Annotated in this window: 16 protein-coding genes; all 16 read left to right on the top strand. The window is 65.6% G+C overall.

What is annotated here, in order from left to right; translation table 11 throughout:
• The first annotated feature begins 96 nt into the window (after window positions 1-96).
• The 16 genes from AC1HFW_RS10660 (at window position 97) to AC1HFW_RS10585 (ending at window position 12905) form a co-directional block, all read left to right on the top strand.
• Entirely contained in the window at window positions 97-489 is a 393-nt protein-coding gene (locus tag AC1HFW_RS10660) for a hypothetical protein (protein ID WP_479283170.1), read from the top strand.
• Window positions 479-787, top strand: a complete 309-nt coding sequence (locus tag AC1HFW_RS10655) for a hypothetical protein (RefSeq protein WP_033454018.1) — start codon at window positions 479-481, stop codon at window positions 785-787. Before AC1HFW_RS10660 ends, AC1HFW_RS10655 begins: the two co-directional genes overlap by 11 nt.
• 3 nt (window positions 788-790) lie before the next feature.
• Window positions 791-1369 carry a DUF3486 family protein gene (locus AC1HFW_RS10650; protein WP_054474389.1) on the top strand — a complete coding sequence of 193 codons (579 nt, stop codon included), beginning with the start codon at window positions 791-793 and terminating at the stop codon, window positions 1367-1369.
• Window positions 1366-1644, top strand: a complete 279-nt coding sequence (locus tag AC1HFW_RS10645; protein WP_054474388.1) for a hypothetical protein — start codon at window positions 1366-1368, stop codon at window positions 1642-1644. Before AC1HFW_RS10650 ends, AC1HFW_RS10645 begins: the two co-directional genes overlap by 4 nt.
• Entirely contained in the window at window positions 1644-3446 is a 1803-nt protein-coding gene (locus tag AC1HFW_RS10640; RefSeq protein ID WP_197286695.1) for a hypothetical protein, read from the top strand. Before AC1HFW_RS10645 ends, AC1HFW_RS10640 begins: the two co-directional genes overlap by 1 nt.
• A gap of 20 nt (window positions 3447-3466) precedes the next feature.
• Window positions 3467-5092 (top strand): DUF935 domain-containing protein, encoded by a 1626-nt coding sequence (locus AC1HFW_RS10635; protein WP_054474387.1) that lies wholly within the window; start codon window positions 3467-3469, stop codon window positions 5090-5092.
• Between the two features lie 18 nt (window positions 5093-5110).
• A complete protein-coding gene (locus tag AC1HFW_RS10630) occupies window positions 5111-6385 on the top strand; it encodes a phage head morphogenesis protein (protein ID WP_479283168.1) in 1275 nt (424 codons plus the stop codon).
• Window positions 6386-6496: 111 nt separating this feature from the next.
• Window positions 6497-7600, top strand: a complete 1104-nt coding sequence (locus tag AC1HFW_RS10625; protein WP_054474385.1) for a phage protease — start codon at window positions 6497-6499, stop codon at window positions 7598-7600.
• Window positions 7601-7638: 38 nt separating this feature from the next.
• Window positions 7639-8052, top strand: coding sequence for a hypothetical protein (locus AC1HFW_RS10620; protein WP_054487686.1), 414 nt, complete (start codon window positions 7639-7641; stop codon window positions 8050-8052).
• A gap of 36 nt (window positions 8053-8088) precedes the next feature.
• The gene (locus tag AC1HFW_RS10615) at window positions 8089-8979 is read left to right on the top strand and encodes a Mu-like prophage major head subunit gpT family protein (RefSeq protein WP_054474383.1); all 891 of its coding nucleotides are present in this window, start codon (window positions 8089-8091) and stop codon (window positions 8977-8979) included.
• Window positions 8980-9035: 56 nt separating this feature from the next.
• Window positions 9036-9299, top strand: coding sequence for an HI1506-related protein (locus tag AC1HFW_RS10610; RefSeq protein ID WP_054474382.1), 264 nt, complete (start codon window positions 9036-9038; stop codon window positions 9297-9299).
• 144 nt (window positions 9300-9443) lie between these two features.
• Window positions 9444-9950, top strand: a complete 507-nt coding sequence (locus AC1HFW_RS10605; RefSeq protein WP_054474381.1) for a gp436 family protein — start codon at window positions 9444-9446, stop codon at window positions 9948-9950.
• On the top strand, window positions 9950-10540 hold the full coding sequence (locus AC1HFW_RS10600; RefSeq protein ID WP_054474380.1) for a phage virion morphogenesis protein: 591 nt from the start codon (window positions 9950-9952) through the stop codon (window positions 10538-10540). Before AC1HFW_RS10605 ends, AC1HFW_RS10600 begins: the two co-directional genes overlap by 1 nt.
• Entirely contained in the window at window positions 10530-11153 is a 624-nt protein-coding gene (locus tag AC1HFW_RS10595) for a hypothetical protein (RefSeq protein ID WP_156333341.1), read from the top strand. The genes AC1HFW_RS10600 and AC1HFW_RS10595 overlap by 11 nt, the downstream gene beginning before the upstream one ends.
• Before the next feature lie 16 nt (window positions 11154-11169).
• Complete coding sequence (locus tag AC1HFW_RS10590; RefSeq protein WP_054474378.1) at window positions 11170-11415, top strand: DUF2635 domain-containing protein; 246 nt, start codon at window positions 11170-11172, stop codon at window positions 11413-11415.
• Window positions 11416-11432: 17 nt separating this feature from the next.
• Window positions 11433-12905 (top strand): phage tail sheath subtilisin-like domain-containing protein, encoded by a 1473-nt coding sequence (locus AC1HFW_RS10585; RefSeq protein ID WP_054487678.1) that lies wholly within the window; start codon window positions 11433-11435, stop codon window positions 12903-12905.
• The last annotated feature ends 3 nt before the right edge of the window (window positions 12906-12908 follow it).

Genomic DNA, 12908 nt, shown 5'->3' with positions numbered 1-12908 from the left:
CGCGGTCGCCTTGGAGGCGATGTACGGCCTGTACGGCACCTGCGCAGGCAAGCACGTGGACACCGTGGACTACATCAACAAGCCGGGGAAGGATCGGTGAAGATCGAATTGGAAGTTTGGCAGCACATCACGCTGCTGCTGGGATTTTTCGGGGCCTGCGCAGGCGCTGGGAGGCTGTTGCTCACGCAGATGCTGCGTCACATTGATCTGCGCTTCCGTGCCCAGGAAGATGCGCGATCGGCCAACCACGAGCAGGTTCAGCATCGACTGGACAAACTCGAGGAGTCAGCCAAGCTGGAGGCCGGCGAGTGGCAGCGTGTCGAACGCGAGTTCCTGCAGATGCAGCGTGACATGGCTCTGCAGTACGTTCGACGTGAGGACTACATCCGTGGTCAAAGCGTGGTCGAGGCGAAGCTGGATGGCTTGGCAGTGAAGATCGAGAACCTGCAGCTGCGGGGAGTATTGGATGGAAAGAAAAATGCAAATTGACCTGGCCCGCTCGCGCCGCGAATCGCTGCGCTGGCTGATTCTGTTGACCCTGAACAACGCACGCCCCATCGGCGCCTTCGAGGGCCCGATCCTGTCGGTTGCCCAATCGGAGTACCCGGATGCCACGCCGCTGGAATTGCGCCGCGAGCTCGACTACCTGTCGGACCGCGACCTGGTCAAACTGGAGAAGCGCCCGGACGGCAAGTGGTTCGCGGATCTCACGCGCTACGGCACCGACGTGGCCGAATACACGATCGACTGTGAGCCTGGCATCGCCCGGCCCGTCAAATACTGGTGACCCATGGCTGGCAAGAGCAGCATTCATCGCCTGCCCGAGGAGATCAAGGCCTACATCGAGGCGCAGCTGGCCACCGGCTGCCACACGCTCGATAGCCTGATCGAGGATCTGCGCGAGCGATTCCCGGTCGAAGCCAACGCCGGCAGCTTGCCCAGTCGCAGCGCCATCGGCCGGTACGGTCAGAAGCTCGAGCGCCGGCTGGCCGCCATTCGTGCAAGCACGGAAGCGGCCAAGCTCATACGAGCGCACGCCGGCGACGAGATCGATGCGCGCAGCGAGGCGTTGACGGCCCTGGTCCAGACCGAGCTCTTCGAAGCCATCATCGAACTGCAAGAAGCTGACGATGAGACGGACTCGGGCAAGCGAGTGGAGCTCCTGAGCAAAGCGGCCAAGAACATCGCCACGTTGGCACGCAGCTCGGTCAACCTGAAGAAGTTCCAGGCCGAGGCCGAGGAGCGTGCGCGGCGCGCGCTGCTCGCCCAGCAGGATGCCAAGCTGCAGGAGGTCGCCAAGGCCCAGGGCATGAGCGCCGAGCAGGTCGACTTCTGGCGCCGTGACTTCCTGGGTATCAACGCACCGTGAGCATCCTCTCTCAGATCCCGAGTACCGAGCTCGGCACGCGCTTCACGCACTACGGGTGGTTCTGCGGCGTCGTTCCCGTCTATCTCGGCAACCTCGAAGGCGAGGCCCCGTTGGTGGCCGAGCGCAACGGCATCCCCGAGTGGGTGCTGAGCCTGGCCACAGCGCTGTTCAGAACGTTCGTCCAGGTCGCAGCAACCGTCGCGCCCGACCGAGATATCCAGATCCCGCTGGTGGTGACGGGCCCGATCATCCCTCTGCCTGGTGGTGATCGTTGATGGCCGCCGTCATCAAGCCCCTGGCCTCAACCCTGCGCGTCCTGGAATGGGAAGACCTGCCCGCCAGCGTGCGTTCGATCTCGGACAACTTCAATCCGCTGGCCGACGGCATTCTGATGCTGCACCAGCGCCAGGTCGCCGCTCTCAAGGCGTCAATCATCGCCATCCCGAAGGGCCGGCGCACGGGCATCACCTTTGGCACGATGCTGAACAAGACGCTGGTGGCCGCGGCGCGCAAGTCCGCCGGCGGCGACAACGTCTATTACATCGGCGACACCAAGGAAAAGGGCCTGGAGGCGATCGGCTACTGCGCCAAGTTTGCACGGGTGATCGCGCGAGCCCAGGGCGAAGGCGTCACGGGCGTCGAGGAGTTCCTCTTCGAAGACCAGGACGAGGGCGGTAAGACCAAGCACATCACCGCGTATCGCATCCGGTTCGCCAGCGGCTTTCAGGTGTGCGCCCTGTCCAGTCGGCCAGCGAACATCCGCGGCCTGCAGGGGCACGTCGTCATCGACGAGGCGGCCTTCCACCCGGATGTGCAGGGCGTGCTGGATGCGGCCACCGCACTTCTGATCTGGGGTGGTCAGATCACCATCATCAGTTCGCATAACGGCAAGAACAACCCCTTCGCCCAGTTGTGCCGGGACATCGAAGCCGGCCGCTATGGCGCAGATGCAGCTGTGGTGACGGTCACGTTCGATGACGCGGTCACCAACGGCCTGTACGAGCGGGTGTGCTTCATGAATGGCACGCCGGCCACGGCCGAGGGCAAGAAAGAGTGGTACAGCAAGATCCGCAATGCCTATGGGGTGCGCAAGGCGGCCATGCGCGAGGAGCTCGATGCCATCCCGCGCGACGGCAGCGGCGTCAGCCTGCCTGGCGTCTGGATCGAGAACGCCATGGCCGAGGAGCGGCCGGTCGTGCGCCTGGCGCTTGACGATGACTTCGTGCGCAAGAGCGAGGCGGAACGCCGCTCATTCGTCGAGGACTGGATTCGCCGCCAGGTTGAACCTGCCCTGGCGCTGCTCGATCCGAAACTGCAAAGCGTTTTCGCCCAGGACTTCGCGCGCCACCGCGACTTCTCGGTGTTCGGTGTTGGGCAGATCGAGGCGAACCTGCGCCGGCGCGTGGTGTTCATCGTCGAGATGCACAAGGTGCCGACGCGCCAACAAGAACAGGTCATCTGGTACATCATCGAGCACATGCCGCGCCGTTGTGGCGGCGCCATGGATGCAACCGGTTCGGGCGAGACGCTGGCCGAATACACGGCCGACAAGTTCGGGCACGACCACGTCCACCAGATCAAGCTGAACCGCGCCTGGTACGGCGCCTGGATGTCCAAGCTGATCCAGGGCTTTGAAGACGGGATGATTGACCTGCCGCGTGACGCGAACGTGGCGGCCGACCTTCGCGCGATCGAGGATGTCGAGGGCATACCGATGGTGGTGAAGCTGCGGCGCAAGGATTTGAAGGACCCGGAGCTGACCCGCCACGGTGACTCGGCGGTGATGCTGGCGCTGCTGTGGTTCGCGTCGATGAACCTGGCCGCGCCCATCGACTACACGCCGGTACCGCGCCAAACGAGCCGTTGGGATGCGTTGCCCGGCGAGCACGACGATGACACGCCGTGGGCCGGCGACGGCGCGTGGCGTGAGGCACTTCAAATTTCCGGCCTTTTGGGGCGTTTTTTGGGGTGGGTGGCTACGCTGACCCCAATCGCACGTCTGAGGGCCTTTATAAACACGTGTAAACGGCTTGCCGGGGCTTCGCTCCACCGGGGAACCGTCGCAGGTTTGGGTTGAGACCCGAAAGAGAGAGATTCATGGCTCAAATCGTTGATCAATTCGGCCGCCCGATCACCAACATGCACCTGGAGGAGCCGCAGACGGCTCGGCTGGGACACCTGCAATCGGAATGGGAGAACCATCCCACGCGCGGTTTGACCCCGCCGCGGCTCGCGCAGATTCTGCAGCAGGCCGAGACGGGCGACATCACGGCGCAGCACGAGATGTTCGCCGACATGGAGGAAAAAGACGCGCACCTCTTCAGCGTCATGCAGACGCGCCGCCTGACCGTCAGCCAGCTCGACTGGTCGATCGAGCCGCCAGCGAACCCCACCAGTGCGGAACTGGACGAAGCGGCCTTCGTGACCGAGGTGCTGCAGAGCCTGGAAATGGAGGACATTCTCTTTGACATGACCGATGCAGTCGGTCACGGGTTTTCGCCGATCGAGCTCGGATGGGACACGATCGAGAAGATGCGCATGCCGGTCACGGCAACATTTCGCCCGCAAGGGTGGTTTCGTACGCCGATCGCCCCGGGCCTTGATCGCAACGAGCTGCGCCTGCGCGACAACAGCGCCGATGGAGAATCGCTCTGGCCGTTTGGCTGGATCATGCACACGCACCGCTCGCGCAGCGGCTACATCGCCCGCACGGGCCTGTTTCGGGTGCTCGCCTGGCCGTGGCTCTTCAAGAACTTTGCCGTGCGCGACCTGGCTGAGTTCCTGGAGATCTACGGGCTGCCGCTGCGTCTGGGCACGTACAACCCCAATACCTCCGACGACAAGGCACGGGCGACGCTCTTGCGCGCTGTGATCGGCATTGGCCACGATGCGGCCGCCATCGTGCCTGAGGGCATGAAGATCGAGTTCAAGGAAGCGGCCAAGGGCGAGTCCACGCCGTTTGACAGCATGATTGGCCTGATGGAACGCAGCACCAGCAAGGCGGTGCTGGGTGGCACGCTCACCAGCGGCGAAGGCGAGCACGGGACGCAGGCCCTGGGCAAGGTGCACAACGAACTGCGCCACGACCTGAAGAAATCCGACGCGCGCCAGCTCGCCACTACGCTGACGCGCCAGCTGGTGTACCCAATTCTGGCAGTCAACCGGGGCCGCACGTCGTTGCACCGGTGCCCGCGCCTGGTGCTCGACACGCAGCAGCCCGAAGACATCAAGTTGCTCGCCGATTCGCTACCCAAGCTGGTGAACATGGGCATGCGGATCAAAGCGGACTGGGCGCACAGCAAGCTCAAGATCCCGATGGCCGAAGAAAAGGATGCGATCCTGCAGCCCGCTGCGCCGTCGTTTGGCAACGGCAATGGCGATGGCGCGGGCGGGCTCGCGGGGTTGGCTGCTGGCGGTCGACGCCGGCCCGCTCCTGCGCAGCTGGCGCGGTTGAAGGCCGCGCCGGGAGATCTGACCAACACGGCGGCCGACGCGATCGACAGCCTGGTCGATGCCATGCTCGATGAGTGGCAGGCCAAGCCTGACCCGATCCAGAAGGCGATCCAGGAAGCGCTGGAGATCAGCACGTCGTTCGAGGACTTCCAGGTGGCCGTCGAGCAGCGCCTGGCAGCAATGGACGCCACGGCGCTGGCGGACCTGCTCAGCCGCGGCACGCTGGCGGCCCGCCTCTGGGGCAACCTGACAAATGGGGGTCGTACTTGAATGGCGGACGCACCTGACATGGCCGCCATCGAGCTGGAGCCGCTGCCGCCGCGTGAGGCTGTCGAGTTCTTTCGCCAGAAAGGCTACCGGATGGCGTTCTCCTGGCAGGACATGCCTGCCCAGGAACACGCCGCCGCGTTCACGGTGGCCAAGGCGATGCGGCTGGATGTGCTGAAAGACATCCGCGGCGCCACCGACCGCGCGATCGCCGAGGGCACCACGTTTCAGGACTTTCGGCGCACGCTCGGCCCGCAGTTGCAGGACAAGGGTTGGTGGGGCAAGCGCGAGATGGTCGATCCGGTCACCGGCGAGACGGTCAATGCGCAGCTCGGCAGCGATGCCAGGCTGCGCAAAATCTTTGACACCAACGTTTCCACCGCGTATTCCGAGGGGCAGTCCGAGCGGATCCAGCGCAACATCGAGCTGTTTCCCTACCTGCAGTACTTGCGCAGCTCAAGCGAGCACCCTCGCTTGTCGCACGCGGCTTTTGCTGGCCGGGTCATGCGTGCAGACGATCCCTGGTGGCAATCGCACATGCCGGTCAAGGAATGGGGCTGCAAGTGCGGTGTGCTGCAGCTGACCGCGCGCCAGGTTAGCCAGATGGGCCTTGAGGTCAGCGAGGCACCGCCCGAGCGGTATGTCGAGTACACGAACACCCGCACGGGCGAAACCATGGATGTGCCGGTGGGCGTGCATTCTGCCTTCAACTACCGGCCGGGCCTGCGCCGCGAGAGCCTGGCCCGGGCACTGATGGACAAGGCCGATGCGGCCGAGCCACGCACGGCGGCGCGCATCCTGGCCGACGGCGCCGACCAGGTCGCGCCACTGGTGCAGGCCGAGTTCAACGACTTCGTCGGCCGCTACACCGGCGGCGAGCGCCGCACGGTTGGTCAGCGTCGCGTGGTCGGTGCATTCTCCAGCGACCAGGTCGACGCGCTGCAGGACGCCGGCCAGCTGCGCGGCGCGAGCGCCCGCGGCACGATTCACATTGACATGACACAGCTGCGAAGCATGCTGGGCGATGGTCAACATGCTGCCGGCCAAGCCACGGACGCCGGCGCCGCGCTTGTCGCGCAGCTGCCGACGCTGTTGCGCCAGGTCGGTGAGGCATGGCTGGACGGCGATCATGCGGTGCTGCTATGCACTTCCCCCTCCGATTCGCAACGCGTGGTGAAGGTTGTGGTGGACCTTTCCGGCCAGGCGCATGGCAAGGCCGGGGGCAATGGCGTGGTCTCGATGGAAGTGATCGACCCGGCAACGTTTGACCGCACGGGCCTATCCAAGCTGCAATAGGTGACGGCGCTGGGCGAGGTGCTGCTGCGCCGGCGGCAGCTGGTGGGCACCCGAAAACGCGGTAAACCCGTTTAATAGAGCGTTCCAAGGCATGGCGTCAGACTGGCGCCCATGCCTAAATCCACCGCCCCACTCCTGGCCGCGTTCGCCGTGCAGATCAAACGCACGGGTGACGATGACGCCGTCCCTGAGCTGCATCTGCTGCCTGATGGCGAATTCAAGCCGCAGGCGGCCGAGGATGCGCGCGAGATGCCCAAGTCGGGCACGTACCGCATGAACGCCCAGATCGCCGAGCGGGTCATCGCTCTGGCGCGGGCGAGCGTCAACGATCTGCCGATCGACTATGAGCACCAGACGCAGCAAGCGGCCAACAACGGTCAGCCCGCGCCGGCGGCCGGGTGGATGGCCGGCGCCAAGTTCGTCTTCCGCCCTGGCGAAGGCCTCTTTGCCCAGGGGGTGCAGTGGACTGCGCGCGCCAAGCAGATGCTGGACGACGACGAATACCGCTACCAGAGCGCCACATTCCTCTATCACCCCGAAACCGGTGACGTGCTGGCCATCGTTGGCGCTGCGCTCACCAACCGTCCTGCCCTGGACGGGTTGACCAGCGCTCAGCTGGCCGCGCTCAGCGCGCAGTTCGCGCGCCAATTCCTTCCCCCCACCTCCGAGGACGACATGAACCCTCTGCTCAAAGCCCTGCTCGAAGGCCTCGGCCTGCCCGAGACCGCCACCACCGAACAAGGCGTATCCGCCCTGGCCGCGCTGAAGTCCCAGGCCGCGCAGGCTGGCCAGATCGCTGGCCTGAACGCCCAGATCGCGACGCTCAAGTCGACGCCGCCCGATCCGACCAAGTTCGTGTCGGTGGAAGCCGTTGCTTCCTTGAACACCGAACTGGCGGCCCTGCGCGCGCAAGCCGTTCAGGGCGAGCTCGATCAGGTCATGGACCAGGCCAAGGCTGAAGGCAAGGTGGCCAGCGATGTCGTCGAGAAGACCTGGCGCGACATCGGCAAGGCCGACCTGGCGCAGCTCAAAGCGCTGGTAGCCGCCACGCCCGCCAACCCGGTCCTGGCTGGCAAGCGCCAGACCGATGGCAAGCAGCCGGGCCAGGGCGTAGGCGAACTGAACCAGGCCGAGCTCGCCGTGTGCGCTGCGATGGGCATGACGCCCGAGCAATTCAAGGCCGGCAAGCAAGCCCAGGGCCTGGCCAACGGCTGATCGCCGCTTCCCCCGTTTCTCACCTTCAGGACACTTCCATGACCGCGCTGACCCAGGATCGCAACACACTGCGCCGTGACGGCAACCAGATCGAACCGCCCGTGGCGGCCACCACCAAGATCTTTGGCGGCTCGATCGTGTGCATCAACACCGCCACGGGATACGCCGTGCCGGGATCGACCTCGACCACGCTCAAAGCCGCGGGCGTTGCCGAAGACCGCGCCGACAACAGCGCGGGCGCTGCGGGCGAGATCCGCGTGCGGCTGCGCAAAGGCCCGCACCGCTTCGCCAACAGCGCCTCGGCCGACCTCATCACCCTGGCCGATATCGGTGCCGACTGCTACATCGTCGACGACCAGACGGTGGCCAAGACCTCGGGCACCAACACCCGCAGTGTGGCTGGCAAGGTGTTCGATGTGGACGCCGACGGCGTCTGGGTCGACTTCGCCTGATCGGCCACCAGCCCTTCGAATCCGGAGATTTCGAACATGATCATCAATCACGCCAACCTGGCGATCCTCAACCAGGCCTACAACGCGGCCTTCCAGTCGGGCCTGACCACCGCGGCTCCCATGTGGAACCAGCTGGCCATGATGGTGCCCAGCACCACCAGCACGGAGAAGTACGCCTGGCTGGGCTCCATCACCAAGTTCCGCGAGTGGCTGGGTGAACGGGTCTATCAGAACCTGAAGCAATCGGACTACTCGATCAAGAACAAGACCTGGGAAAACACCGTGTCGGTCGGCCGCGACGAGATCGAGGATGACCAATACGGCGTGTACAAGCCCGTCATCCAGCAGCTGGGCCAGGACGCGGCGACGCACCCCGATGAGCTCGTCTTCGAACTCCTGCAGGCGGGCTTCTCCACGCGTTGCTTTGACGGCCAGTACTTCTTCGACACGGATCACCCTGTCGGACAGCCCGGTAAGGAAGTCAGCGTGAGCAACTTCCAAGGCGGTACGGGCGCAGCCTGGTTCCTGGTGGACACGACCAAAGTGATCAAGCCGATCATCTACCAGCGTCGCCGCCCCTACGCCTTCCAGGCCAAGACGAGCCTGACCGACGACAACGTCTTCAACCGCAACGAGTTCGTCTGGGGTGCCGATGGCCGCAGCAACGTCGGCTATGGCCTGTGGCAACTGGCCTATGCGTCCAAGGAAGGCCTGGACCTGCAGGCGTACTCCGATGCCCGCGCCTCGATGCAGAGCCAGAAGGCCGACAACGGCAAGCCGCTGGTGATCCGCGCCGCCGAGCTCTGGGTGCCGCCCTCGCTGGAGCAGGCCGCGCTGGAAGTCATCCAGGCCGATCGCCTGGCTAACGGCGCGAGCAACGTGATGCGCGGTACCGCCAAGGTCGTGGTCTGCCCGTACCTGGGCTGATCGGTAAATCCCGCCCGCACCACTTGACCCAACCCGATATACCGGAGATTGCCCACATGGCTACCGCCAAACCCCGAGGCCGCCAGGCCACCGCAAAACCGCCCATCACCAAGCCCGAGGGCGCCAAGGCCCTGAAGGTCGTTCCGAAAGTGGACGGCTTTCGCCGCGCCGGCCGCGCCTTCGCCGGCGAGACGGTGATTCCGCTGTCCGAGCTGACCGATGAGCAGTTCGAACAGCTCACCACCGAGCCGCAGCTGGTGACGATGCTCGTCGACCTGCCCACCGAGCCGGACGACAGCAGCCAGGCCAACGCCACCTGACACCCCATGCGACGGGCGCTGAACCCCATCTGTTGCGTCTGACGGATGGGGGGAGCCTTGCAGACGCTACCGCCCAACCTCTGCCGGGGCTGGATAGAGCGGGAACCGGTTTGGTCTAGCCCCGGCATTTCTACGGTCTTTCCCATGTCCTACGCCACAGCCACCGAACTGCTGATCCGTTTCGATTCCGATGAGATCTCCCAGCGTGCCGACCGCATGGTGCCGCGCCTGGTCACCGACGAGATGCTGCGCATCGCGGCCGCTGGAGGCGATTTGAGTGGCTTTGCACCCGAAGAGCGTGCCGCGATCGCGCGGGCCATGGAAAAGGTCGACCGCGCGCTGGCCGATGCACGCAACACGATCGATAGCTACATCGCCGGGCGGTACACCTTGCCGCTTTCGTCTGTGCCGCAGGTCCTGATCCGGATCGCCTGCGAACTGGCCCGCTACTACCTCTACGACGATCAGTTCACCGAGACCGTCAAGCAGCGCTACGACGCCAACATCAAGTTCCTGGTCGGCGTGGCCTCGGGCGACGTGAAGCTGGGCGTGGATGCGGAATCGGGTGTCGAGCCGGCCGGCGGCGCCGGCGCCGAGCTGTACACCGCAGGCCGGATCTGGGATCGCCGCTCCTCGGGAGGGTTTCTCTGATGGTTCAGGCCACGATCCGCTACGAGGGGCAGCGCGGGCTGGATGCCGCGCTGTCTCGCCTGGCCGCGCTGGGGCGCTCGCCGCGGCCGATCTTCAAAGCGATCGCCAACTACGGCGAATCCTCGACCCGCCTGCGCTTTGAGCGCCAGCGGGGCCCTGATGGCTCGGCCTGGAAGCCCAGCCGTCGGGTCCAGAAGTCCGGCGGGCAGACGCTCGTCAACAGCCGGCGCTTGCTGCGCAGCATCACCAACGTCTATGGCGACACCTATGCAGCCTGGGGCAGCAACGTCGCCTATGCACGCATCCACCAGGCGGGCGGCGAGATCAATCGCGCCCCGTATTCGACCCGCATCCGCCTGCGCACCGATGCCCGCGGCAACCTGGCGCGCCAGCCTGGCAATCGCAATCTGGCGGTGTTCGCCCGCGATCGCCACAAGCGGGCCCGCACGAGCTGGCATGAGGTTCGTGCCTACAAGATCCGCATGCCCGCCCGGCCGTTCTTGGGCGTGAACCGTGAGGATCTGTGGGCAATGGGCCGCCTGACGGTGCAGGCCATCCAAGCGGCCGAGGGAGGTGGCGGTGCTCGGTAAGCATGAACTCGCCCTCATCGCGGCCTTGAAGGCGCGCCCGGGTATCCAGAAGACCACGCGCACGGTCGACAGCCTGCCCACCGTGCCTGATGACGCCAAGCTGCTGCAGCGCTACCAGGTGGACGCTCCTGCCCTGTACGTGACCGAAGGGGTGTACCGGATCGTCGACGACATGGGCGTACTGGCATTCACCGTCGGGATCGTCGTGCGCAACGTGGGCGGCAATACCCAGGCTCGCCTTGGCGATGGCCAATCCATCAGCGCGGACCAGCTTCTGACGTTGGTGATCCGGGCGCTGCATGGCCGGCGCATTGGCGACGCCAGCTGGAACATCCGCCGCGCCGAGTACCTGGAGCCCGTCGACGTGTTCGAGGCCGCCGGGCTGACCGTGGTCGGCGTATCCGTTGAAAGCACGCCGATGGCGCTGCCGGACGACCCCGAGGAGATCGACGGCCTGGGCGACCTGCGCCACGTGCACCTGGATATGGACATCGCCCCGCACGCAAGCCGCGAGGAACATGAAAAATGGCTCGTCGAGCCGCCCGATTACACCACCGACAGGCCTGACCTGCAGGCTGACATTCCGCTGGCTGGCGCCGGCACCGACAACTGACATCCGAGGATCCAGAATGCAGACCGTCACCCTCAAACCCGCCATCGTTGATGGCGAGCCGCTCAAGGTCCGCAAGCCCCAAGGCGGCTATCTGGCCGCGCAGGGCGAGCCCACCGTGCTGACCACCTACTGGCGCCGTCGCCGCGATGACGGCGACGTGACCGAGGTCAGCGCCGCCTCGCAGGCCATCGATCCGGCGGACACCCCGCCGGCACCCGCCAAGTCCGCCTCGGCCAAGGGCGCCAAGCCCGCCACCGAGTAACGCTCCAAGGAACCGCCATGCCGGACAACATTATCTTCAACACCATCCCGACCGACATCCGTACGCCGGGGCAATACGTCGAAATCGACAACTCCAAGGCGCTGCGCGGGCTGCCGTCGCTCAACCGCCGCATCCTGGTCGTGGGCAACAAGCTGCCCACCGGCATGGCGGCCCCGCTGACCCTCTATCGTGTGAACAGCGGTGACGAGGGCGCCACGCTCTTTGGCCGCGGCAGCGTGCTGCATGAAATGCTGCGCCTGGCACGCGCGGCCAACAAGACGAGCGACATCTGGGCGCTGAGCGTCGAAGACCTCGCGGCCGGTGTCGCCGCCACCAAGACCGTCACGGTCACCGGCCCCGCAGCCGGCGCCGGCACGATCGCCCTCTACATCAACGGCCAGAAGCTGTCGATCGGGGTGGCAGCTGGCGATGCCGCCGCAGCTGTCGCCACGGCGATCGCTGCGGTCGTCAATGGCTACCAGAATGGCCCGGTCACCGCTGCGGCCGCGGCCGGCGTGGTGACGCTGACGGCACGTCATAAGGGAGCCTTCACCCAAGGCATCGGCGTGCTGGTCAACTTCTACGACGACGAGACGCTGCCGGCCGGCCTGACGCTGGAGATCGCCAACGGCGTTGCCGGTACCGGCAATCCGGATGCGGCGGACGTGGTGGCGGCAATCTCCGACGAATGGTTCTACACCATCATTTCGCCCTGGAGCGATTCGGCGAACATGGCGATCATCGAGGCCGAGCTCGCCAGCCGGTTCGGGGGGATGGACATGCGCACGGGGCACCTCTTTACGGGCATGGCCGGCACGCACGCCCAGCTCAGCACCTATGGCTCTGCCCGCAACAGCGAGAACAGCTCGTTCATCGGTGTGAAGAACCCGCCCCAGGCGCCGTACCTGTGGGCGGCGGTACACGGCGCGGTGGTCGAGTTCAACGGCGCCATCGACCCGGCGCGCCCCTTCCAGACGCTCGACCTCCCGGGTCTGCTGCCGCCGAGCCCGAAAGATCGCTTCCGTCGCGAAGAGCGCAACCTGCTGCTGCACGATGGCTGCAGCACCTTCACCGTCTCGCAGGACGGCATCGTGCAGATCGAGCGCGTGGTGACCACGTACCAAACCAACGCCTGGGGGATCGAGGATGTCTCGTACTTGGACGTGGAGACCGTGTGGACGGCGGACTACATGCGCTATGCCTTCCGCACGGCCGTGGCCACGAACTTCCCGCGGCACAAGCTCGCCGACGACGGTACCGACTTCGACCCCGCCCAGCCGATCGCGACGCCGTCGATGATCGCGGGTGTCCTGATCGCCACCGCCAAGTCCCTGGAGAAGGCGGGCCTCCTGGAGAACTTCGAGGACTTCAAGAAGAACCTCATCGTCCAGCGCAGCATGGTCGATCGCAACCGTGTCAACGCCGTCATCCCGCCTGACCTGGTGAACCAGTTCCGGGTGTTCGCGGGCAGCATCCAGTTCATCCTGTAAGGA

It is taken from the genome of Achromobacter sp. ISS7 (genome assembly GCF_056523125.1).
The sequence above is the reverse complement of the archived record's forward strand: the minus strand, read 5'-3'. Positions and strand labels throughout refer to the sequence as shown.